16 protein-coding genes and 2 pseudogenes are annotated in these 23582 nt (G+C 68.7%); 7 read left to right on the forward strand and 11 right to left on the reverse strand.

The window, feature by feature from the left end; translation table 11 throughout:
• Positions 1-263: 263 nt before the first annotated feature.
• The 3 genes from galU to CBM2586_RS08390 all read left to right on the forward strand — a co-directional run bounded on the left by galU (position 264) and on the right by CBM2586_RS08390 (position 2734).
• Positions 264-1160 (forward strand): UTP--glucose-1-phosphate uridylyltransferase GalU, encoded by an 897-nt coding sequence (gene galU / locus CBM2586_RS08380; RefSeq protein ID WP_115662044.1) that lies wholly within the window; start codon positions 264-266, stop codon positions 1158-1160.
• Between the two features lie 73 nt (positions 1161-1233).
• Positions 1234-2049: an undecaprenyl-diphosphate phosphatase gene (locus CBM2586_RS08385; protein WP_115662043.1), complete on the forward strand. Its 816-nt coding sequence runs from the start codon at positions 1234-1236 to the stop codon at positions 2047-2049.
• 133 nt (positions 2050-2182) lie between these two features.
• Positions 2183-2734 carry a GNAT family N-acetyltransferase gene (locus CBM2586_RS08390; RefSeq protein WP_115687222.1) on the forward strand — a complete coding sequence of 184 codons (552 nt, stop codon included), beginning with the start codon at positions 2183-2185 and terminating at the stop codon, positions 2732-2734.
• A gap of 202 nt (positions 2735-2936) precedes the next feature.
• Here CBM2586_RS08390 and phaZ read toward each other — a convergent pair whose 3' ends face one another.
• From phaZ to CBM2586_RS08415, 5 genes are all read right to left on the reverse strand, one after another.
• Entirely contained in the window at positions 2937-3806 is an 870-nt protein-coding gene (gene phaZ / locus CBM2586_RS08395) for a poly(3-hydroxyalkanoate) depolymerase (RefSeq protein WP_172583256.1), read from the reverse strand.
• 63 nt (positions 3807-3869) lie between these two features.
• On the reverse strand, positions 3870-4310 hold the full coding sequence (locus tag CBM2586_RS08400; protein ID WP_115687223.1) for a phasin family protein: 441 nt from the start codon (positions 4308-4310) through the stop codon (positions 3870-3872).
• 71 nt (positions 4311-4381) lie between these two features.
• Positions 4382-6064, reverse strand: a complete 1683-nt coding sequence (locus CBM2586_RS08405) for an alpha/beta fold hydrolase (protein WP_115687224.1) — start codon at positions 6062-6064, stop codon at positions 4382-4384.
• 120 nt (positions 6065-6184) lie between these two features.
• Entirely contained in the window at positions 6185-6649 is a 465-nt protein-coding gene (locus tag CBM2586_RS08410) for a MaoC family dehydratase (protein WP_115662040.1), read from the reverse strand.
• Positions 6650-6896: 247 nt separating this feature from the next.
• Positions 6897-7916, reverse strand: coding sequence for an AraC family transcriptional regulator (locus CBM2586_RS08415; RefSeq protein ID WP_172583308.1), 1020 nt, complete (start codon positions 7914-7916; stop codon positions 6897-6899).
• Positions 7917-8164: 248 nt separating this feature from the next.
• Here CBM2586_RS08415 and CBM2586_RS08420 point away from each other — a divergent pair, with 248 nt between their 5' ends.
• Positions 8165-8923: a DsbA family oxidoreductase gene (locus CBM2586_RS08420; protein WP_115687225.1), complete on the forward strand. Its 759-nt coding sequence runs from the start codon at positions 8165-8167 to the stop codon at positions 8921-8923.
• Between the two features lie 119 nt (positions 8924-9042).
• Here the strand turns inward: CBM2586_RS08420 and CBM2586_RS08425 are convergent, their stop codons facing one another.
• Positions 9043-10689 carry a fatty acid--CoA ligase gene (locus CBM2586_RS08425; RefSeq protein WP_115687226.1) on the reverse strand — a complete coding sequence of 549 codons (1647 nt, stop codon included), beginning with the start codon at positions 10687-10689 and terminating at the stop codon, positions 9043-9045.
• A gap of 257 nt (positions 10690-10946) precedes the next feature.
• Positions 10947-12698 (reverse strand): SulP family inorganic anion transporter, encoded by a 1752-nt coding sequence (locus tag CBM2586_RS08430; protein ID WP_115687227.1) that lies wholly within the window; start codon positions 12696-12698, stop codon positions 10947-10949.
• Positions 12699-12965: 267 nt separating this feature from the next.
• On the opposite strand from CBM2586_RS08430, the pseudogene CBM2586_RS32645 reads away from it, so the two are divergent.
• Both CBM2586_RS32645 and ppk2 read left to right on the forward strand, forming a co-directional pair.
• A pseudogene (locus tag CBM2586_RS32645) lies at positions 12966-13298 on the forward strand (hypothetical protein).
• A gap of 515 nt (positions 13299-13813) precedes the next feature.
• Positions 13814-14713 carry a polyphosphate kinase 2 gene (ppk2, locus tag CBM2586_RS08440; protein ID WP_115663737.1) on the forward strand — a complete coding sequence of 300 codons (900 nt, stop codon included), beginning with the start codon at positions 13814-13816 and terminating at the stop codon, positions 14711-14713.
• Positions 14714-14746: 33 nt separating this feature from the next.
• On the opposite strand, the gene CBM2586_RS08445 is transcribed toward ppk2, so the two are convergent.
• Both CBM2586_RS08445 and CBM2586_RS08450 read right to left on the reverse strand, forming a co-directional pair.
• Complete coding sequence (locus CBM2586_RS08445) at positions 14747-15133, reverse strand: hypothetical protein (RefSeq protein ID WP_115687228.1); 387 nt, start codon at positions 15131-15133, stop codon at positions 14747-14749.
• A gap of 10 nt (positions 15134-15143) precedes the next feature.
• On the reverse strand, positions 15144-15398 hold the full coding sequence (locus CBM2586_RS08450) for an RNA-binding protein (RefSeq protein WP_115687229.1): 255 nt from the start codon (positions 15396-15398) through the stop codon (positions 15144-15146).
• 275 nt (positions 15399-15673) lie between these two features.
• Between CBM2586_RS08450 and CBM2586_RS08455 the strand changes: the two genes are divergently transcribed.
• Positions 15674-16693 carry a hypothetical protein gene (locus CBM2586_RS08455; RefSeq protein ID WP_115688706.1) on the forward strand — a complete coding sequence of 340 codons (1020 nt, stop codon included), beginning with the start codon at positions 15674-15676 and terminating at the stop codon, positions 16691-16693.
• A gap of 103 nt (positions 16694-16796) precedes the next feature.
• On the opposite strand, the pseudogene CBM2586_RS32550 reads toward CBM2586_RS08455, so the two are convergent.
• Positions 16797-22327 (reverse strand): annotated as a pseudogene (locus CBM2586_RS32550) (AAA domain-containing protein).
• Positions 22324-23517, reverse strand: coding sequence for a M48 family metalloprotease (locus CBM2586_RS08465; protein ID WP_115687230.1), 1194 nt, complete (start codon positions 23515-23517; stop codon positions 22324-22326). Before CBM2586_RS08465 ends, CBM2586_RS32550 begins: the two are co-directional and overlap by 4 nt.
• Positions 23518-23582 lie beyond the last annotated feature (65 nt).

Raw genomic sequence — 23582 nt, forward strand, 5'->3', positions numbered from 1 at the left:
CCCCCCATCGGAGTGGAACCGAATTCCGTCCCAACGCCTGAGGGGTACCGCGGGTGGTGCGACGCAGCACAATCGCGGGTGGCACCCCGTGCCGACTTAAGGGTGTAGGCGATTGATTCCCTGTTGCGCCTACACCCTCTTTCTTTGCCGGCGGCTGAAGGCAGGCGTCGCCGCAAACGCGTCAATCTCCGTAATCGCCGAAATTGCCATAGTCGCCGCCATCGCACCCGAGCGTTGCCGAACCTTTGAAGGGAACCACTGAAATGACAAGTCGCGTTAGCAAGGCCGTCTTCCCGGTCGCAGGCCTGGGCACCCGCTTCCTGCCGGCCACCAAGGCCAGCCCCAAGGAAATGCTGCCGGTGGTGGACAAGCCGCTGATCCAGTACGCCGTGGAAGAAGCCATGGCCGCCGGCATCACCGAGATGATCTTCGTCACCGGCCGTTCCAAGCGCGCCATCGAGGACCACTTCGACAAGGCCTTCGAACTGGAAGTCGAGCTCGAAGCCAAGAACAAGCAGGCGCTGCTGGACGTGGTGCGCTCGATCAAGCCGTCCAACGTCGAATGCTTCTACGTGCGCCAGTCCGAGGCGCTGGGCCTGGGCCACGCGGTGCTGTGCGCGGCCAAGCTGGTGGGCGACGCCCCATTCGCGGTGATGCTGGCCGACGACCTGATCGACGGCAACCCGCCGGTGATGAAGCAGATGGTCGATGCCTACGACCACTACAACTGCTCGGTGCTGGGCGTCGAAGAGATCCTGCCGGAACAGAGCCGCTCGTACGGCGTGGTCGAGGGCCGCGAGTGGGCCGAGGGCGTGATCAAGGTTTCGGGCATCGTCGAGAAGCCCGCGCCGGAAGATGCGCCGTCCAACCTCGGCGTGGTCGGGCGCTACATCCTGACGCCGCGCATCTTCGACCACCTGCGCGCACTCAAGCCCGGCGCCGGCGGCGAGTTCCAGCTCACCGACGCGATCCAGTCGCTGCTGAGCCAGGAACAGGTGCTGGCCTACCGCTACCAGGGCACCCGCTATGACTGCGGCAGCAAGCTGGGCTACCTCAAGGCGACCGTCGAGTATGCGCTCAAGCACCACGAGACCGGCGCGCAGTTCCGCAGCTACCTCGAGCAGCGCGAGCCCCGGCTGCTCCACAGCCTGGCGGCCTGACGCCCCCTTCCGCCCCTTCCGAACCGCAAGGCAACCGCAAGGCAACCGCAAGCAACCACAAGGCAGCCGCCACATGATCGACTGGATCCACCTGGGCAAGGCGTTCTTTCTCGGCCTGCTCGAGGGCCTGACGGAATTCCTGCCCATTTCGAGCACCGGGCACCTGATCCTGGTCGGCGACTGGATCGACTTCAGCTCGCACGAGGCGCGCGTATTCGACGTGGTGATCCAGCTGGGCGCGATCCTCGCCGTGTGCTGGCTGTACCGGGCCAGGATCACGCACCTGTGCGAGGGCGTGCTGCGGCGCGATCCCGACGCGCTGCGCTTCGCCACCGCGGTGCTGGTCGCCTTCCTGCCCGCCGCTGTCATCGGCGCGCTGCTCATCGGCCCGATCAAGCACCACCTCTTCGATCCGGCCGTGGTCGCCGCCGCGCTGATCGCTGGCGGGCTGGTGATCCTGTGGGCAGAGCGGCGCAGCGCCGCGCCGCGCATCCACGCCATCGAGGACTTCGGCTGGAAGCAGGCCATCGGCATCGGCTTCGCGCAGTGCGTGGCGATGATCCCCGGCACGTCCCGCTCCGGCGCCACCATCGTCGGCGGCATGTTGTCAGGCGTGTCGCGGCAGGCGGCGACCGAGTTTTCGTTCTTCCTCGCCATCCCCACCATGCTCGGCGCCGCCGGCTACGACGCCATGCGGCACTACCACCTGCTCAGCCTGCAGGATATCTGGTCCATTGCCGCCGGCTTCACCGCCGCGTTCATTTCTGCGCTTTTCGTCGTCAATGCGCTGGTGCGGCTGGTGGCGCGGCATTCGCTGCGGGTATTTGCGTGGTATCGGATCGGGTTGGGGCTGGTGATCGGGGTGTTGAGTCTGGGGTGGTCGTTCTGAGGCGGGTCTCGCTGGCGGCGCCTGGCAGCCGCGGCCGCCTTTTCCAGGCACCGGCATTGCGCATCAGCTACTATGAAGGGCGTCGGCCCAGATTATTCCCCGCTCACGTCTTCCACCCCGCTGCCATCTGCCCATGCAAGAGCGCGATCCGGCAACAGTATTCGCACCATTCAACCTGACCTTGCACGACGGTCGGGAGATCCTGGTGCGAGAAATTGGCGAAGGTGACAAGGCCAGCCTGCTGGCTGCGTTCGACCGGCTTTCCGCCGATGCGCGGTATACCCGCTTCATGGCGGCCATGCGGCAGCTGCCGGAGTCGATGCTCGAGCAGGCGACCCATCCGTCGCCGGAGCGCGAGTTTGCCCTGGTGGCGATCGCCACCGAGACCGGCGCGCCGGTCATCGTGGGCGGTGCCCGCTATGCTGCCGCACCGGGCAGCGACGCTTGCGAGTTCGCCGTGACGGTCGGCGACAACTGGCATGGGCTCGGCCTCGCCAGCCAGTTGATGCGGGCCCTGGTCGATGTTGCCAGGCGCCGCGGATACCGGCGCATGGAAGGTTATGTGCTGTCGTCGAATACCGCCATGCGACGCCTGGCCAAGCGATTGGGATTTGCCGACACACCGTGTCCTGACGACGCCACGCTACGCGTCGTTGCGCTGGCGTTGCAGGGCAACGAGCAATAGCCGGTGCGTGCGCCAGGTCAGGGGCGGCTCACGCCATGATGTTGACGCCGCACTTCTACGGGACCGGCTCCGCTGCAGAGAGAAAATTTTTCCAGGCGCGAGACAAGACAGCCGCGCATTGGCTTGGGTGACGCCTGATCCATGCCATGCGCCCCCGCCTGGGGGGCAAGCTGCGTCCGCGCCCAGGCGATGAAGCAGGAGGCTATGCGCGCAGGAAGCTGCCGATGGCCCTGGCTGCGCTGTCCGCGCCAGTCACCAGAAAGAGGTGCCCGTCGTCGACCAGCTGCAGGGTCGCGTGGGGAATGGCAGCGGCCAGGATCCTGGCATTGAGCAGCGGCACGATCGGGTCGTCGGTGCCATGCATCACCAGCGTGGGCTGCTTCAGCGCGCCCAGCCAGGGCAGGCTGCTCCAGCCCCAGGCCGCCAGCAGCTGGTAGAGGTAGCCGCGTCCGCGCGGCGGCTGCATGTGCCGGCCGTGCTCGTCGAGCCAGGCGGGGTCATGGCGCAAGGCGCCGCCATACAGGTCGGCGCCAACGCGGCGCAGGTACTGCGGATCGGTATAGCGGCGCAGGCCGATCATCTTGGACAGCACCGACAGCCTGCCGGGCACCATGATGACGCCGGGCGAGGTGGCCGCCAGCACCAGGCGCCGGCAACGGTGGGCGTGAAGCCGGGCAAACTCCTGGGCCAGCGCCCCGCCCCACGACACGCCAAGCGTATCGACCTGGCCATCGTAGCCAAGGTGCGACAGCAGCCGGTCGGCCAGCACGCAGAGATTGGAGAAGCGGTAAGGCACCAGCGGCGCGGGCGAGCCGCCGACGCCGGGAACGTCGAAGAGAATCACCTCGAAGTCCGGCAGTGCCTCGACAAAGGGCTTGAGCAGTTCGAAGTTGGCGCCGATGCCGTTGAAGATCAGCAGCGGCGGCCCTGCGTCGCGGCCTCGCCGGATGCCGGTCCTGAGTACCTGGCCGCCCAGATCCACGGTCCGGACCTGGAGCTCGTGGCCGGCTTGTTTGCCGGCTTGTTTGCCGGCTTGTTTGCCGGCTTGCGTGCCGGCATCGATGGTTGTCATCGGTTCGTCCTGGAGACGTTGGCGCAGGGGCATGGCCGGCGCACCGGCCATGCCCGCCGGTTCTCATGACTTCGGGCGCAGAATCCCCTTCACCTCCTCGACATTCTCCGCGATGCGCCGGCCGACCGTGGCGATGCTGTCCGCCTGGGTCTTGTAGAGCGTGTCGCTCAGGCCGCGCAGGCCTGCCACGGCCTTGTGCAGCGAGCGCGGCAGCGTTTCCGCGACCCTGGCAGAAGCCTTGCCCTCGGCGGACTCGCCGCCGCGCGCCAGCGCCTGCAGGTCGGCGGCGGTATCGCACAGGTACTCGGCCTGCTGGCGCACCAGCGACTGCAGGCCGCCCAGCAGCGTGATGTTGATGCTGGCCAGCGCCTCGATGTCCTTGCGGCGCGACTCGAGGATCGCGGCGGGGTCCAGGCGATTGTGCCGGACGAAGTCAAGCAGCTTGCGGTGCGGGGCCTGGGAAGCCTGTTGGGCCGAGGCGCCCGCGGTGTTGGTCGATTCCATTTAAGTATCTCCTCACGGTTGGGTTGAAAAAATCGAAACTGCGGCTGGGCGCCGCGCCATGGGCCGGCGCATCACGCTTCGGTCACATAGCGGCCGGGCGCTTCGCCACAGGGCGCGAATTGCGCGCTGCCGAAAGCGTCCGGGGCGCGGCGCCTGGGTCCCGAGCGCGCCTTCAGCCACTGGCCCCAGTGCTCCCACCACGAGCCCTGCACGGCGGTCGCGCCGTCAAGCCAGGCCTGTGGATCGGCGCCCGGCGCCTCGCTGCGGAAGAACCGCGCCTTCGGGTTGCCGGGGGGATTGACCAGGCTCTGCACGTGGCCGCTGGAACTCAGCACGAACTCGGTGCGCCCGCCAAAGGCGCGCATCGACCGGTAAACCGCCTTCCATGGCGTGATGTGGTCGGTCATGCCGGCCATCACATACTTGTCGCAGTTCACGTCCGACAGCGTGATGGCGTGGCCGAGCACATGCAGCGTGCGCGGCGTGGCGAGCTGGTTCAGCGTGAGCATGTCGAGGAACTGGCCGTGCAGGCCGGCCGGCAGCCGCGTGGTGTCGTTGTTCCAGTAGAGGACATCGAAGGCGGGCGGCGCATTGCCGAGCAGGTAGTTGTTGACCCAGTAATTCCACACCAGGTCGTTCGGCCGCAGCCAGGCAAAAATCCGTCCCAGCGCCTCGCCGTCGAGCACCCCGAGCGCGTGGCTGCCCTGCCGTGACGCCGTGACGGCCTCGGGCGTGCTGAACAGCCCGAGCTGCGACTCCGCGTCGAGTCCGAACACCGATACCATCAGCGTCGCGGCATGCACCAGCTTTTCGCCGCTGGCGGCGCAGTAGCCCATCAGCGCCGCCATGGTCATCGCGCCGGAGCAGGCGCCGTGCAGGTTGACGTCGGCACTGCCGGTGATGTCGCGGATCGCCCCGATCGCCTCGAGCAGCGCGCTGACATAGCTGTCCAGGTTCCAGTCGCGCTGCGCCGCCGTGGGATTGCGCCAGCTGACGATGAATACCTGCAGCTCCTGCGCCAGCAGGTACTCCACCATGCTCTTGCCCTGGGCCAGGTCGAACACGTAGAACTTGTTGACCTGCGGCGGCACGATCAGCTGCGGCCGCGCATGCACGCGGGCCGTGGATGGAGCGTACTGGATCAGTTCCAGCAGCTCGTTGCGGAACACCACCGCGCCCGGCGTCGTCGCCAGGTTCTTGCCGACGCTGAAGGCTTCCTTGTCCACCTGGGCCGGCATGCCGCCATTGGTCAGGGTATCGCTGACCAGGTTGGCCAGCCCGCTGAACAGGTTCATCCCGCATGACTCCACCGTCTTTCTCAGCGCGGCGGGGTTGCCCAGCAGGGTATTGGTCGGGGCCAGCGCATCGATCACCAGCTCGGTGAAGTACTGCGCGCGGTGCTTGCTGCGCTCATCCATCGCCGAGCGCCGCACCAGGCCGCCCAGTGCTTCGCGCCAGGCCTGGTAGCCCTGCAGCGACATGCGGTACAGCGGGTTGTCGCGCCAGGCCGCATCGCCAAAGCGCCGGTCCCGCGCCGGCGGCAGCGGCGCCGAGCCATCGAGGACGCCGACGAGATCGTGCGCCAGTTGCGCCTGCTGCTCGAGCACCAGCACCGGCTCCTGTACGCACTGCGCGCCGATCTGCTGCGCGGCGCTGACGAAGTCTTCCGGCCTCAGGCCGACGAATGGGTTGGGACCGGCCAGCGCCGGGTTCATGTCGATGGCCTCGAAGGCCCCGGCCGCGGTGGCGGCCATCACCGTCGCGGCTTGCTTGTTCCTGCCGGCTTTGGAGGCCGGCCCGCGCGCCCTGGATGCGGTTGTCATCTTGCTGCTCCTGCTTTTCCTTGTACCCTGCCCGGTTTCCCGTTTGCCGCCTCACGCCATGACCAGCGCCAGGGCTTCCGCCACCATTGCCGGCCTTGCTTCACCCTCGACTTCCATCGTGTTCTCCGTGCGCAACAGCACGCGGCCATCGCCCTTGTTCTCCGCGGACAACAGCCTGACGCGATTGCGCACGCGCAAGCCTGCCCTGACCGGCGCCAGGAAACGGGTCTTGTCCAGGCCGTAGTTCACCGCGGCGCGTGCGTCGCCGGGCACCACGCCCATGCCGGTCAGCTTTCCCGCCAGCAGCGACAGCGTCAGGTAGCCATGGGCGATGGTGGAGCCGAACGGGCTTTCCTTGCGGGCTCGCTCGACGTCAACGTGAATCCACTGGTGGTCCTCCGTGCATGCCGCGAACGCGTTGATGCGTGCCTGGTCCACTTCCATCCACTCGGACACGCCGAGTTCCTTGCCGACGAACGCGCAGAGCGTTGCCATGCTGTAGCCTTCGATTGCCATATGTCTCCTCGCTTGATCTGGCTTGCGCCGTGCCGCGCGTTGGCCCGCGCGGATCTGATGGTGGCATCGTAGTGGCGACGCGCGCCAAGGCGGCTACCAAAACCAGCCCAATCGCTGACAAAACCTGCCGCTTTGCGCGCGTGTGCCGTGGCCGCCGTGCAATGCGCACGCGAAGCCGCTCGCGCTGGCGGGAATTGTCAGTCGCCGGCCAGCCGGCCAGGCGCATTGCCTGGCTGTGGATACGCGGCTACGCCGCGCGGCGGTAGGCGTTCGGCGTGCTGCCGGTCCAGTGGCGAAAGGCACGATGGAACGCGGTGGGATTGTCGAAGCCCACGTCGAAGGCAATGGCCGCGATCGGATCCTCCGAGCGCGTCAGGCGCTGGATCGCGATATCGCGCCGGACATCGTCCTTGATGGCCTGGAAGGTGGTGCCTTCCGCGGCGAGGCGGCGGCACAGCGTGCGCACCGAACAATGCAGCGCCAGCGCCGCGGCCTCGATCGTGAGCGGCTCCGGCAGGCGGTCGGCCAGGAATTGCCTCACGCGATGACAGGTCATCTGCTCGGCGAACGAGACAAAGATCCAGTCCTCGGGCGCGCGCGCCAGGAACCTCTCCAGGTCCGGCTTGCGTTGGCGCACCGGCAGGTCAAGGTACGCCGCGTCAAAGACGATGCGGGTCCGCTGGCAGCCGAAGTGCACCGGGCCCGGAAACAGGTAGAGGTGGTCGCTGGTCAGCGGCGGCCGGCCGGATGCCAGCTCCACCGCCTGCAGCGGAATCTCCCGGCGAACCAGCCACGACGCCACGCCGTGCACCAGCTTCAACATCAGTTCACGGCCGAGCATGCTCATGGGGGGCGACACCGGATGCTCCATCAGCTCCACACAGCCCGAAGCCCCATCGCGCCGCGACTCGACGCGGAAATCGTCGAGGATCAGGTGAAAGAACTGTCCGAACCGGTGCAGCGCCACTTCCAGCCTGGGTGCATCCAGCAAGCTCAGGCACAGGTATTTGAGCGTGCCGTTGCGCAGCGGGCGACTGAAGATGCCCGGCATTTCATCGTCGTGTTCGTGCGCGAGCAGCCGGTACAACGTGGCGAACTGCTCTTGCGTCACGCGCGCCGCGGGCTCCGCCAGCAACGCCGCCGCAATGCCGGAGCGCTCGGCCAGCCGTGCGATCGCCACGGGGTCGGCGCCGCAGAGAAAGCCATTGACGACGGAGATGGGGACGGTAGGAGACAGGGCGTTCACGCTAGCGCGCTGGCAATGCATGCCAGAGGAAACAGGTCGGCGCATTCTGCGGCTGCCGCCCGCGAATGCGCAAGCTGGCAGGGTGCCGCCAGACATCGTGTTTTCCCTGCCTGTCTCGAAATGTCAATTGATCGTCCCGTATCGTCAAAATTTCTTCGCCCCATTGGACCAAACTCCGTGCTCCCCACTGACGGCAACCAAGGCCGACTGGCCGCGCCGCCGGATGCCCGGCAGGCGCGCGCGCCCATAAGATGATCAGGAGCCACCGCATGCAATGTCCCGACGATTCCCCGCACCCCGATGGCGATTCCAGGCGCCAGTCGTTTGCCTCGGACCAACCGCCCGTGCTGTCGGTCGAGGCCTATTTCGACCTGATCTGCCCCTGGTGCCTGATCGGGAAAAGACACCTGGAAACCGCCATCGACGGGCTTGGCCGCGAGCGCCCGGACGTCGCCGTGCAGGTCACGTGGCGTTCCTACCCGCTGATCCCGACCACCCCGCCTGCCGGGCTTCCCTACCGCCAGTTCTACCTGGCGCGGCTGGGCAGCCCCGCGGCCGTGGCGATGCGCCAGGCGCAGGTGTGTGCCGCGGCAAAGGAGGCCGGACTCACGCTGGCGCTGGACCGCATCGAGACCTTCCCGAACACGCTGCTGGCCCACCGGCTGGTGGCCCATGCGCGCCAGCAGGCCGGCGCGGGCGTGGCCGCCTTGCTGATCGACGAACTGTTCCAGCGCTACTTCATTCGCGCCGAGAACATCGGCGACCCGCAGGTGCTGCGCCAGGCCGCGGCGTCGTGCGGCCTTGCCTTGCCCGAGCGTGGCGATAGCGCGGCCGGGCAAGACCTGGACTGGCTTGCGTCGCTGCCTGGGCCGCTGGAACCGCCGGCGCGCGCCGGCCTTGGCGTCCCCTGCTTTGTGTTCAACGGCACGCACAGCGTGTCGGGTGCGCGGCCGCCCGAGGTGCTGCTCCAGACCATGCACAGGGCGCTGGCACGCGCCAGACAGCGCGCCACCTTGGCGGCCGGCTGAGGACCTGTGCGCCGGCCGCAACCAAGGCAGGCGAACCCTCCCGCCGCGAATCCAGGATCGCAAAAAAAAAGAGCGCCGCCCCGACACGGGAACCGGCGCCCCAACCCTTGACAAGCCGTTCAGGCTACGTCTTCGCGCAGCTGCTTCTTGTTGATCTTGCCCACGCTGGTCTTGGGAATCCCCTCGACAAACACGATGCGCTCTGCCTCGGGCACGGCGTACTTGCTGATCCGCCGCGAATCCACATAAGCCATCAGTCGAGTACGGATCTGCTCGGCGCTCACGTCATCGCCGGCCTTGCGCACGACGAAGGCCATCGGCCGCTCCCCCCATCTGGCATCCGCCACCCCGATCACCGCGCATTCCAGCACGCCGGGCACCGTCGCAATCAGGTTCTCCACCTCGATCGAGGACACCCACTCGCCACCCGTCTTGATCACATCCTTGATGCGATCCACGATCTGCACGAAGCCATCCTTGCCCATCACGGCAACGTCCTGCGTATGCAGGTAGCCGCCCGACCAGAGCTCTTCGGAAGCCTCGGGCTTGCCGAAATATCCCTTGGTCAGGAACGGTGCCCGCAGCACGATCTCGCCCTGGCCCTTGCCATCGCGCGGGACGTCCTCCATGTCCGCGCTGACGACGCGGAAGTCGATCATCGTCACCGGACGCCCGGTCGAGCAGCGCATGCGCACTTCCTCGGCACGGTCCAGGGGGGCCTGACCAGGCGGCAACTGGGCCAGCGATACGATCGGACCGGTCTCGGACATGCCATAGCCCGCAAAGATATCGATGCCGCGCGCGAGTGCCGCCTCGCACAGTGCCGGCGGCAGCGCCGAGCCGCCGATGATGATCTTCCATCCGGACAGGTCAGGCGTGCCGTCCGCGGAAGCCTGCAACAGCATCTGCATGATGGTCGGGACGCAGTGCGAGAACGTGACTTTCTCGGCCTGGCGCAGCTTCAGCAGCAGGTCGGGCGCGTAGCGCCCCGGCAGAACCGTACGCAGCCCCAGCATCACGGCGATATACGGAATCCCCCATGCCAGCACATGGAACATGGGCGTGATCGGCATATAGACATCCTCGCGATGCAGACGCTGCCCTTCGCGCGGGGAGCACAGGCTGGTGGCCGATGCCAGCGTGTGCAGCACGATCTCGCGGTGGCTGTAGCAGACGCCCTTCGGGTCGCCGGTGGTGCCGGTGGTGTAGAAGGTGGCGGCCTTGGTGTTCTCGTCGAAATCGGGGAATTCGAACGCAGTCGATGCCTTGGCCAGCAGCGCCTCGTATTCGCCCGCCAGCGGCACCGTGGTCTGCGGCACGTCCTGGCCGTCGGCCAGCAGGACAAAGCAGGGGTTGCCGGTGAGCTGCGGGCGGATCTGCTCGATCACCGGCAGGAAGTCGGGGTGCACCAGCACGATCCCGGCACCTGCGTCGTTCAGCGTGTACAGGATCTGCTGGGGCGAGAGCCGCACGTTCACCGTAAACAGCGTGGCGCCCATCATGGGCACGCCGAAATAGCATTCCAGGTAGCGATGGCTGTCCCAGTCCATCACCGCCACGGTGGTGCCGTGCCGGGCGCCCAGGTCGGCCAGCGCCGAGGCCAGCTGGCCGATGCGATGGCGAAAATCGCGGAAGGTATAGCGCATCTCGCCGCGGTAGCTGATTTCCTGGTCGCCATAGAGGCTCAGGGCATTGGTCAGCAACTGCTTGACCAGCAGCGGGTAGGCGTAGGCCGACCTGGTCGGCGTTATGAGGTTGTCAGTCATGTTGTCTCGGATGCTTGTCTGCTGTGTTCCAGGGGTTCGGAACGCCTTGGTGCCGATCTTGGCGGCGCACTCTAATGTAAGAGCCGGCGGGCGGCGCGGCTTTGCAATCGGCCCCCGCGACTGTGCATTTCATGCCAGGGACGGCGGTAGCCGGCAGACAGGGCGCTGGTGGCATTCAGGCTGAGCCGTCCACGTCCCGGCGCCCGGGAGCGGCTGCGTGGAGGTTGCGGCGCACGTCGCTGCCGAACCGCTGCGGATCACCGCGCGCCCGGCGCCGGCGCCCTGCCCTTGCCGAGGTAGTCATCCACCGCGGCGCTGACGGTAGCGTGGAAGTTCTGCTCGCCGATCAGCTCCAGCAACTCGAAGCGCTTCAGCTTGTCGCGCACCGGATCCTTCATCTCGGCCAGGTGCATCGCGATCCCGCGCTGGTGCAGCGCCCGGATCAGTTCGCGCAGCATGTCGGCCGAGGTCACGTCGACGCTGGTGACGGGCTCGGCGGCCACCACCACGCGCCGAACCGGCGTGGGCGAGTCCTCCACCGCCTCCATCAGCCGCTCCTGGAACAGCTCGGCATTGGCGAAGAACAGCGGCGCATCCCAGCGGAACAGCAGCAGGCCGTCGACGCGTTTCGCATGCGGATAGCGTTGCACGTCGTGATAGCCACGCAGGCCTTCCACCCTGCCGAGCACGGCAAAATGCGGGCGCCAGCCATCCCACAGGAACTCGATCACGGCAATCACCACGGCCAGGAAGATGCCCGGGATCGCGCCAAACACCGCCACCGCGGCAAAGCACACCATGGACAGCCAGAATTCCCATTGCTGGATGCGGTAGATGCGCCTGAGATCGGTGAACTCGAACAGGCCGAGCGCGGCGGCAATCACCACCGCCGCCAGCGCGCTGCTGGGCAGGTACTGCAGCAGGTTGGGCGCCACCAGCAGCAGCACCGCCACGGCCAGCGCGCCGACCACGCCGGTCAGCTGCGTCTTCGCGCCGGCGGCCTCCGCCACCGGCGTGCGCGAGGCGCTGCTGCTGATGGGGAAGCCCTGGAAGAAGCCCGCGGCCAGGTTGGCGGCGCCCAGGCCGACCATCTCCTGGTTCGGGTCGACCCGGCTCTTGTAGCGCGCGGCATAGGTGCGCGACAGCACGCTGGTATCCGCAAACGCAATCAGCGCCACGGCGCAGCCGCCCACCACGATCTTGACCAGGTCGGCGCCGCTGAGCCACGGCAGCGCCAGCTGCGGCAGCCCCTGCGGGATCGGGCCGAGCACCTTCACCCCGGCCCGGTCCAGGCCAAGGACGCTTACCGCGATGGTGGCCACCACCACCGCGATCAGAATGCCGGGCACCCGCTCGAAGCGCTTGAGGAGCAGGATCAGCACCAGGCTGCCGGCGCCGACGGCAAAGCTGTACCAGTTGGTCTGGCCGTCCAGGATGGCCCGGCCCAGCGCCAGGATCTCGCGCAGCGGGCCATCCTCGTCGATCGGGATGGCAAAGAGCTTGGGCAGCTGGCTGACCAGCACCGTCATTGCGATGCCGTTCATGTAGCCGTAGCGGATCGGCTTGGACAGCAGCTCGGTGATGAACCCCAGCCGCAGCAGCCCCATCACGATGCAGACCACGCCCGAGACCACCGCCATCATGCTGGCCGCGGCGATCGCGCGCGCGGGATCGCCGGCGGAGACCTGGATCACCACGGCGAGGATCGGCGCAGCCAATGCGGAATCCGGGCCCAGCACCAGGACCCGGCTGGGACCGAACACGGCATAGACCAGCAATGGCACGATCGTGGCGTACAGCCCGTATACGCCGGGCACGCCCGAAGCCTCCGCATAGGCAATGCCGACCGGCACCAGCATGGTGGTCAGCACCAGCCCCGCGGCAAGGTCATGCGGCAACCACGCGGCCTGGTAGGTCCTGACCATGGTCACGCAGGGCAGCCAGCGCCACCAGGCGGGCTCGCGCTGTGCGCTGCGCTCGCCGGGCGGGGTTAGCGGTTGAGTCTGCATGGGGGCCTTCCTGGGCTATTCCTGGGTTAAGGTGCGCTACCACTTGCTGGACTATAGGCGCTGGAGGCGTGTCACGGCTGTGCCCGATCAGGGCGTGCGGCAGTTTGCGGCGCCTGCCCCGGCAACCAGGCACTGGCAATCCAGGCCCTGGCACATATCATGGTTGTCGGGCCGGACGATCGGGCAATGGTGCCCGCGGCCCGCGGCACCGCCATGCGGCATCGCCGATCGCATCCGGGGGGTTGTATGCTGATGTCCTGACAATGCATGGCCGCCGCGCTGCTGGCGCTGGGCTGCACCGCCGCCGGCGCACAGCATGCGCCGGCGCCGGCCCCGGATGCAGCCGGCGCCATCGCAGAGGCCGTGCAGGGCGGCGCCAGCCCGTACCGCCCGCCGGCTGCCCCCGGCGAAGATCCCGACGAGGCCAGGCGCGCCAAATGCGAATAGCTGAAGGCGCAGTACAACGCCACCTCGAAGCGGCGCTCCTACCAGTCTTCCGGTCCGGCCACGCAGACTGCGCAGGGACGGACGATCCCCAGGATCGAGCGCGACCAGAGCCGCAAGTCGCTGCAGGAAGCCTACCGGGCCAACTGCACGTAGCCGCGCCGCGGGCTGCCCTGGCATGGCTGTGGCCGGCTCCGCGCCCCATGCGCGCGTCATAGCTGCGCGAGACGCGCTGCATCAGTCCCGGGTCGTCGGGGTCACCGCCGTCGAACTGCACCCGCACCGTGCCTTCCGCCTGGCGCCGCACGCTTGCTGTCACCGGCCGGTTGTTGCGGCTGCCGGCAATGTTGCCGGCGGTTGCGTCCTGCACCAATGATGCCCTGGTCGCTCGGGGCGCCGGCCGCGGCGTCAAAGGCGCGGTCGTAGCGCGTGGGCTGCGAGCCGCGCTAGGTGCTGGGCACGCGATATGAAGGTAGTACGACGTTTATGGGATTTCAACCGATTTACCGCGCAAACCGGCATTACCGAAAAATTAATCATAGAATTGATTCGCGTCAGATCCCGTTGACGCCTGGCTTCCATCGTGAAAATGGTCTGCCATTCCGCGCCGGATGCGCGCGCGGCGCCATGGCAGAAACAGAATGTGGCATTTCAAGGCGGAGGAAAAAACAATGGCCAAGGGCAAGGGCAAGGGCAAGCGCCACGACAAGCACGACATCGACGAGATCGCCGCGGAGAACGCCGCGAACGAAGGGAACGAGGCCGCGGACGAGCCCGCCGAGGCAGGCAAGCAAAGCGGGCGGCTGTCCGAGAAGGACTACCGCAAGCACCTGTTTGCGCTGCATGTCGAGCTGGTCAAGCTGCAACAGTGGGTCCAGGCACGCGGCATCAAGGTGTGCGTCGTGTTCGAAGGGCGCGATGGCGCCGGCAAGGGCGGCACCATCAAGGCGCTCACGGAGCGCGTCAGCCCGCGCGTGTTCCGCGTGGTCGCCCTGCCCGCGCCGACCGAGCGCGAGAAGACCCAGATGTATATACAACGCTATCTGCCCCACCTGCCTGCGGCCGGCGAGATCGTGATCTTCGACCGCAGCTGGTACAACCGCGCCGGCGTCGAGCGCGTGATGGGGTTCTGCACCGAAACGCAGACCGAGGAATTCCTGCGCGCCGCGCCGCTGGTCGAGCGCGCCATCGTGAATTCCGGTGTCATCCTGATCAAGTACTGGCTCGAGGTCAGCCAGGAGGAGCAGACGCGCCGGCTGCAGGCGCGCATCCAGGACGGTCGCAAGCTGTGGAAGCTGACCGACATGGACCTGCGCTCGTACAGCCGCTGGTATGACTATTCGCGCGCGCGCGACGCCATGTTTGCCGCCACCGATACCGACTTCGCGCCGTGGCACGTCGCCAATTCCAATGACAAGCGGCGCGCCCGGCTGAACATCATCACACACTTGCTGGCGCAAATCCCGTACGAGCAGATCCCGCGCAAGGCGGTCAAGCTGCCCGACCGGCAGAAAGCCGGCGGCTATCGCGAGCCGAAATACCCATACCGCTACGTGGAGGAACGGTACTAGCCGCACGCGCCCCGGGGCGGCCCGGGGCCCGCGCTAGTCCCGCAGCTTGCGCGACTTCCAGCCGCCCTGCTCCTTGCAATACCATCCGGTCCACGATTCCGACTGCCCGGCGCGGCGGAACTCGCTGCGCACCTGGCGACAGGCGTCGCCGCGATCCTTGCGCGTCTGCAACGGCGTGAACGATCCTTCCACCGCGCGGTGCCGCTGGTCGGCCGGCAAGCTGAACGCGACACTGGCACCGTCGGCGGACTGGTCCATGGTCTTGCCAAACACGCCCCACGCGGCATTCAGCTGGGCCTTGCCCAGCGTGCCGACGATGGTGCCGGACAAGTAGTGGTCAAAGTAGCCCCATGCCGGCCATGCCGACACGGCCGCGGCAAGCCCGGCGGCAGCGGCTACGCGTCGGCAGCGGATGGCCATGGCGCCCCCCTTACTCGAAGCGCTCGGCCAGCACCATGGCGTCGACCTTGCGCTGCTTCCAGAAAATGTGATTGATGCGCGGCACCAGTCCGCGCAAGGTGGCGGCATCGACTTCATTGAAATGCAGCGTCACGGCCGGCCGCGAGCCATCGCCCGCCACGCGGGTGATGTCGTCGAATGCCGGCAGCCCGTAGCGCACCAGAAAGTCGCGGATCTCGTCGTCGGTGGTCGCCGCGTCGATATTCACCAGCATCATTGCGCTCATGGTCCTCTCCTTCGCGTTGCGCGCCGGCCGCCGCGCCGCTGCCTGCCCATATGCCAGGAAGGATCGGCGGGCGCACTTCGATGCGCGCAATGCCACCGCCGTGCTTACGCCTCGTCATCAAAGTCCTGGCGGACTGCGTCAATGAATCATAGATTGATCAGGCAAGCAAGACACGGCATCGCAGCAACACCCCCTGCCAACGGCGGGTACGCGCGCATGCCACGACGCGTTGGCCGCCCGGGCGGCATGGGCAGGAACTAGGCAGGAGCATGCTGATGGGCTTCCTGGGATGGATGCGCCGGCGCAAGACGCAAGTCCCTGCCCGCGAAGCACGGGAGCTTGCCGAACTGACGGAACGCGTGACCCGCCTCAGTCCGCGCCTGCGCCTGGTGCCGCGCTACCAGCAGCGGGTCCGGCCCGCGCTGGCACAGGCACTGGACTATGTGCGGGGACTGGTCCAGGACCTTCCCGCCCCACGCGACGCCAGCCAGCAGGCCTGGGCCATCGACCCCTATATTCACGCCTTTTTCGGCACGCCGCGTGACGTGGAACTGGGCTTCAGCCGGTCTGCCGAATTGCGCGAGTTCTTCGCGCAGTCGCCCGATGCGGCGCAGGCCTACGCGGTGCTCGGGATGGCAGTGGCCGAGCGGCGCACGCTGGGAGTGGCGCTGGAAGGCGATGTCATGCGCTCGGACGTGCCGCAGACCGCCATCAGTTTCAGCGATCACAAGGTCAGGATCATCGCGAGTACCGAAGCGGCCCTGCGCGACGAAATCGTGCGGCGGCTGTTCGACCAGCTGACGCTGGAGAGCCTGGCCCGCTTTGCAGCCGGCAAGTCGCGCCGCGACGTGCTCGAGCGCGAGCAGGCGCTGCTGGTGGCGCGCCTGCGCCTGCTCGAGCGGCAAGGCACCGGCATGCGTGCGGTGCTCGGCGGCGAGGGCGAGGCCGGACCGGGCGAGCAAGCCACGCTGCGCGGACAGGTCGCGGACAACGACCGGGAACTGGCGCAACTTGGCAAGGATGCCGGAGCGCTCGAGCGCCAGCTGGAATGCCTGGCCGAGGTATTGACGAACGCGCGCGCCTTCCTGTCGATCGAGCCAAGACACCTGCGGCTCAGCGCGATGAACGTGCTGCTGACACCGGAAAGCACGGCGCCGGCACACGAGATCGACCTGCTTACCGCACGCGTCCCGGGCGATCCGCCGCTGGTCCGATCCTTTGCGCTGGTGCGCTTCGCGCGTGGCGGCATGCTGTCATCGGGCGCGCTGCTCGATGAAGCGGCACGGCTGCTCTGAAGCGGGCAAGCGCATCCACGCCGGCGCCTAGCCGTCATCGTCGGAACCGGCATGGCGGTGCCAACGCCCCGCCGTGCCTGGCATCAGTGCTCTGCCCCCGGCGCTACGCCTCGACATAGCCCTTGCGCAGCTTCTCCGCCACCAGCTTGTCCATCTCGCGCCGCGCACGCTCGGCGCTGTCGAACGCTTTCATGCTGCTCTGCCCCGCACTGCCGATACGGCCGTAGTTCACGGTGAGCTCCGCCCCGCACACACTGGCCCGCCAGAACTTGCGCGACGTGCCATGCTCGAAGCGCAGCGTCCGCACCAGCTCCGCCGGCGCGGCCGGTGCCGTCGCATCGATGCGGGCCGCGTCCGTTGCTGCCGCGCCGGGCACGGCTGCCGTCGTCGTCAACGGCACCGGCATCTCGACCTCCAGGTCCAGCGCGCGGTCCTCGCCATCGGCCAGCATGGTCTCGATGCGGGCCAGCACCGCATCCCGGTCGTCGAGCCAGTCCTTGCCCGGGATGTCCAGCACGCGCCAGCCGAAGCTGCGCAGGATGCCGGGACGGAACACGTAGCGTTCGGCGGTATCCGTCACCGCCTCGGATGGCGTGTCGAGCAGGATCGCCAGCGCATAGCCCTGCCCCGACGGATCGGCGATGGCCAGGTCGCAGCGGAACTGCGAGCGGCCGACGTTGGCGTGCACCTGGTGGCCGCGCGCGCGCAACGCCTCGGCCAGCGCATCGCGGATGCTGTCGGGCGCGGCTGCGCGCGTGAAGGCGTCGCGCGCGCCTGGGTTCAGCGCGCCCAGCACCGACTGGGCGCGTTCGAACTGCCCGCGCGCACTGGCTTGCGCGAACTGCAGGAAGGCGCGCAGCGCGGCGGCGCCGTCGTTGTGCACGTTGGTGATTGCCTCGGCCTGGATCGTCGACACCACCGCCATCCGATGGCGTGCACGGCTGAAAATCACGTTCAGGCGCTTCTCGCCGCCGCGCTGGTTGATCGGGCCGAAGTTCATCATCATCCTGCCGTCCGGCCCCGGCGCGTAGCAGATGCTCAGGATGATCACGTCGCGCTCGTCGCCCTGCACGTTTTCCAGGTTCTTGACGAACAGCCCGTTGAACTGGTCGTCATCCTCGCGCACATACTCGCGCTCCAGGCGCATGGCGAAATCCGCGTCTTCGGCGGCCAGCGCCTCGAGCGCCGACTCGATGGCACCCTGCTGCGCTTCGGAAAATGCCACGATGCCCAGGCTCAGGCCGGTCTCGCGCCGCAGCAGCTCGCGCACGGTGCGGGCGATGTAGCCCGCCTCGGGCGCATTGCGGCGGTCGGCGTAGACGCCGTCGGCCAGCCGGTGGAAGCTGACCGGCCGCGCCAGCAGCGCGTCGGCGCCGGCGATGCCGGCATCCTCCTGGTCCGAGCGCAGCGGCGCCGCCTCATCCTCCGCCTGTTCCAGCACGCGGTCGGGAATGGTGACGAGGCGCCCGTCGTAGAACGCGGCGTTGGAAAAGCTGATGAGCGACTCGTGGCGGCTGCGGTAGTGCCACGCCAGCAGCGTGGCGGGCAGGTTGCGCGCGGCCTGGTTCAGCAGGCTGTCCGAATCGAGGTTGATGGCGATGCGCTCGCCCTCTTCTTCCACCACGATTTCGTCGTCGCCCTCGGCGCCGCCGGCCGTGAAGAAGGTGGTCGGCGGCAGCTGCATCTCGTCGCCGACCACCACCACCTGGCGTGCGCGGCTCAGCGCGGGCACGGCCTCCTCGGTGGGGATCTGGCTGGCCTCGTCGAAGATGACCACGTCGAACAGGTCCGGCGACAACGGCAGCGTGTCGGACACCGACAGCGGGCTCATCAGCCAGATCGGCTTCAGGTCGTTGATGACCAGGCCGGTCTCGTCGTCGGCGAGATCGCGGATCGAGCGGTGGCGCATGCTCTTGCCGAATTCATGCTCGAGTTCGCGGCGGCCGGTGGCGTATTGCTTCTTGAACGCCTTGCCATCGGCGTCGAGCATCGTCGCCGACAGCGAGGTCACGCGCACGTTTTCAGCGAACTGCCGGTGCCGCGCGGCACGCACCACCTGCGCGTTCAGCGCGAGCAGTTCGCGCTGGCCCTGGGCCACGGCGCGCGCTGCCTGTGCCAGCGCCGCGCCGCCAGAGCGCGCCAGCACCGGGTTGGCGCGGGTGAGGCGGCGCAGCGCCTCGTCGGCCACCAGGGCCTCCAGCTGCGCCGGCGCATGATCGAGCCATTGCAGCGCGGCGGCGCAGGCGGGATCGCCTGCGTGCACCGCGCGCAGCAGCGGCAGCAGGTCCGGCAGACAGTCGAGCGCCTCGCGCAGGTCACGCAGCAGTTCGGCGATGTCGCCCAGGCGCGCGTCGGCGGCCAGCGCCAGGCCGTCGCGCACGCGCTGCGCCAGCTTCTCCAGCGCCTCGCGCGCGCCGGCCTCGGCACGCGCCGCCGCGACCGGGTCGACGGCCTGGCGCAGGTGCGCGACCAGCTCGCGCGGTCCGGCGCCCGACTGCAGGCGCTGTTCGAGTTCGCCCAGCGCGCGCAGGAAGGCCTGCATCTCGCTCACGCCGTAGCGCCGGCGGCTGTCGGCATCGGCGGCCGCCAGCGCCGCGCTGGCGGCGTGCTCGGCGGCCAGCGCCTCCAGCACCTTGACGTAGCCCGGATGCACGGCGTGCTTGCCGAAGCCGTAGCGGCGCTTCAGTTCGCCGCGCAGGCGCCACCATGCGGGCTGGAGCCAGCGCGTGAACGACGGCTCCAGCCGCCGCGCCAGCGCCAGCGCGGCTTCCGTATCGCCGGGACTGAGCTTGTCTTGCCAGTGCGCGGTCGCCGCCTGCGCGTCGGCAAGCGCCTGCGCGCGCGCCTGCAGTTCCGCGCGGACCTCGCGCAGCGCGCCGTGCGCCGGCGCAGCCGGATCGAGCAGGTCAAGGTGCGCGGCGAGGCCCATGTCGAGCAGCCATTGGCTGTCGGCGGCAAGCGAGCGTGCCTGTTCCAGGCCGGCGTCATGGCTGATCAGGCTCGCGGTGCTGTCCAGCAGCGGATCAAGCGCGTCGAACAGCGCCTCGGCGTCGCTGCACAGTTGCTCGGCGCGGCCATACGCGCGCTCGTCATCCAGCAGCTGCCGGGACAATCGCGCAAAAGGATGCGCGGCCAGGCTGTCGACGCCGAAGCGCTCGCGCATCGCGCGGTGCACGCGGTGCGCCAGCTCGCGCTGGCGGTCCCAGGCCGCCAGTTCCGGCAGGCGCTCGCGCATGGCAGGCCCGCCTCCGGTACGGCCGGGTGCGCGGCGACGCGGCGCAGCAGCGCGCGCACGCTGTCGTCGAGCGCCGCGGGCGCGGCGGCCAGCGCCGACTCGAACGCATCGATGCGCTGCTGGTGCACGGCCATCGTCTCGGCCACGCGGGCGCGGCGCGCCGCCAGGGCATCGCCGTCGTGCGGCTGTGCGACCCACTGCTCGTAGCACGCGCGCAGGTCGGCAATAAAGGCCTTCTTGTCGGTCTGCGAATCGTGGATCAGGCAGCACAGCGGATCCAGCCCGCTCTGCTTGAGCCGGTGGAACACCACGTCGAGCGCGGCGCGTTTTTCGCAGACGAACAGCACGCGCTTGCCGCGCCCCGCATAGTCGGCAATCAGGTTGGTGATGGTCTGCGACTTGCCCGTGCCGGGCGGGCCCTGGATGATGAAGCTGCGCTGGCTGCGCGCAAGGCCGACCGCGGCGTTCTGCGTCGCGTCGGCCGCCACCACGTTCCACTGCTCGGCCGGTGCGAGCGGCGCCGGCGCCTGTGCCTCCACCTCGCGCGGCTCGATCGAAAACACGCGGTCGAACGCCGGATTGGCGCCGGGCTCGTCCAGCAACTGCGCGTAGTCGCGCACCAGCGACATCTTGCGGTAGTTGAAGTTGGCGAGCGTCACCTGCGTCAGGTCCAGGTCCCAGGCATAACGGTGCCCCTCGGACTCCTCCAGCACGTAGCCCTGGCGCGCTTCGCTTGCGGCGGGCGCGCTCATGTGCGGCCGGCGCGGACCAGCGCCTGGCGCGGCACCCGCCTCGAAGCGCTGCGGCAGTTCGCTCGGCCGCACCCAATGCTCGAACAGCGCGCGGCCCAGCGGCCGGTAGTCGTCCTGCGCATAGCTGTACGGCGGCAGCCAGCCGCCGCTGCGCGCGGCGGCCGCGCCCGGCCTGCGGCGCTGGAACTGCTGCATGCGCTGCAGCGCCTTCTGCCGCACCAGCCGCACCGCGGCCTTGTCGACCAGGCGCAGTTCCACCGACGGCTCCGAAGCGCGGATCTGCGCCAGGATGCCGGCGTGGATCGCTTCGAGCGAGGTCTTGCCCAGGTCCACGGTCTGGTCCAGCCGGATATCGTACAGCTGGCTCAGGGCGTGGCGCAGCACCGGGTTGAATTCGGCCTCGCCACCCGTGCACTGGATCACGTACTGGTCGCGCACGCCCTTGCGTTTGACCAGTTCCACCGGCACCCACAGCAGTGGCGTCACGATGCGCTCGTCCGGCGCCTCCTTCAGATTGTGCCAGCGCAGGAATGCCACCACCAGGCGCAGATTGCTGAAGCCGTACTCGGCCCGGTCGCGGCGGGTTTCGGCGATCAGGCGGTCCAGCGACGCCGGCAGGTAAGGCTGGTCGTCGAAACGCAGCCAGCGCTGCAGCGCGACCGGCTTGCCCGCAACCAGGTCGGCGGCGAACGGGCCGCCCCAGGTACAGATGTGCTCGGGCCGCACGCTTTCGATCTGCAGCATCAGCGGCACGCTGGCCACCGTCAGGTTCACACTGGCCGCGGTCGGCCGGAAATGCAGCAGGCGGTTGCGCCGCGAGAGATCGAACAGGCGGTCGCGCAGGTGCGTGAGCACGGCGGCGCGGCGCGGCGTGGCGCCGGCGGTGCCGGCCAGCGCGCGTTCCAGGTCGAGGCCTGGCGGCTGCTCGCGCCACGTGCGCAGCCGGGTCGCCAGCGCGGCAACATCGGTGGCGCGGTCGTGGCGGTTGATCTCGGTCATCTCGACGATCACCGCGGCGACGATCGGATGCAAGCGCTCGTCAAGCAGAAACAGGTTGCGGCGCTGCGCCACGAAGCTGCGCAGGTCGTCGTGGTCGGCGAAGTCCAGGCCGCAGGCCAGGCTCGCCAGCATCATGCCGAGCAGGAAGACGTCGCCGATCTCGTCATGGTGGCCGATGCGCCGCTCCCAGCTTGCCGGCCCCGGCAGGAATACCGGGCGCTCGATGGGCGCGGCCGCGTCAAGCTGCAGCGCCAGATCGGCATGGTCGCGCTGTCCGTCGTCGGCATGGCCGAGTTGCAGCGCGCCGACGATATTCAGGCCCGAGGCCGGATGCGGCTGCACGCGGTGCACGGCGCCGATGTCCATGACGGGCGTTTCGCCATCGGGCCGCCGCAGTCGCAGCCCGCCGTCCGTTTCCACCAGGATGCTGTCAGGATCGAGCGCGGCCACCCTGCCCTGCGCGTGCAGCGCGGCAACCTGCGCGAACAGTGGCAGCACCAGCACCAGCACGTCGTCGGTCGGCAGTGCCGCGCCCGCCTGCGCCTCGATCAGCGCGCGCAGCGTGCGCGGCTCGCGATCGCGGCCCGTACCGCCGCCCGTACCGCCGCCCGTACCGACGGGCGAGCCCTGAGTCGTGCTGTCAGTCATGCCCGGCCCTCCCTGGCCAGTTGGCGTTGGTAGCGGTCCAGCTCGCGCTTGCCGAAGCCGGCATCGCGGCGCAGGTTGCCTTGCAGCGCCGCCAGGCTGCCGAGCGCCTGCGCCACCTGGCCGGCGCGCAGCAGCGCTGAATCCTGCTGGTCGGGATCGGCGAGCGCCAGGTCCATCATCAGCGCGTTGAGATAGCCGCGCACGCTGTCGTCGGCCACGTCCGGACCCAGCCCCTCGGGGCCAAGCGCCGGTTCGTCGTCGCGCCAGTCGGGGAACATCATTCGTACCTGCGCGAGCACCGCCTCGCTCGCCAGCGACGTGCCGGCAAGAAAATGGGCCAGGAAGCCGCGCGTCAGCGCCTGCAGCCGGACCTGTCCCGGCAGGTCCAGCCTTTCCAGCGCCAGCGGGCCGTGCAGGCGGGCGCCGATCCATGCGTCAAGATCGGCCGCGCCCTCCCACCACAGCGCCAGCGCGCGGGCGCGGATAAAGGTCTCGGGATGGCCGTGGGCGGCGCTCGCATCCGCTTCGCGGGATTCGATCTCGGCCGCCTGGCGCAGGTAGGCTGCCGCGTCCACGCTGCCCATGCCGGTCTGCACCTTGACCAGCGTCGACACGGCCGGCGCCACCGCGGCGGCGGCCACGGCACCGCCGCGGTCGGCGAACAGCTCGGTGTGCAGCGCGTAGCGGCGCCAGGTCTCGCGATGGCTGGCGCTGGCGCCGGGGGCGGCCAGTGCGTCGTTGAGGACGCGGTCGGCCACCAGGAACTGGCCTTCGTCGCGCGACCACAGCAGGTAATGAGCGAGTTCGTGGCCAAAGACCGCCAGCAGTTCCGGCGGCGACAGCCGTTCCAGCAGCGGCCCCTGCACGACGATGTGGATCTCGCCCGGCACGTAGACCAGCGCGGCGTTCATGTCCTGGCCCGGGGACTGGTAGAGCGTCGCGGGCGCGTCGATGCCGAGCCGCGCCATCGCCCCGGCCAGCGCCGCATGCACGTCGGCATGCGCCTGCGCCTCGATGCGGTAGGTGTCGCGCAGCAACATCGCGCGCAGTGCCTCGCGGTGATCGGCAGCGGTCGCGCGGGCGCCGGCCCAGCGCCAGACCTCGGGCTCATGGCGGCGCAGGTAGTCGACCACAGATTGATGATAGGCCAGCGGCACCAGCGCGCCGCGATCCGGAGCGTGTGAGTCCATGCGGGACGTCCCAGGGTTGCGTGGTGGCCGATTCTACAGGGGCCACATGGCTTGCACGCCATCCA

Source organism: Cupriavidus taiwanensis (genome assembly GCF_900250115.1).
In the GTDB taxonomy this organism is placed as follows: domain Bacteria; phylum Pseudomonadota; class Gammaproteobacteria; order Burkholderiales; family Burkholderiaceae; genus Cupriavidus; species Cupriavidus taiwanensis_B.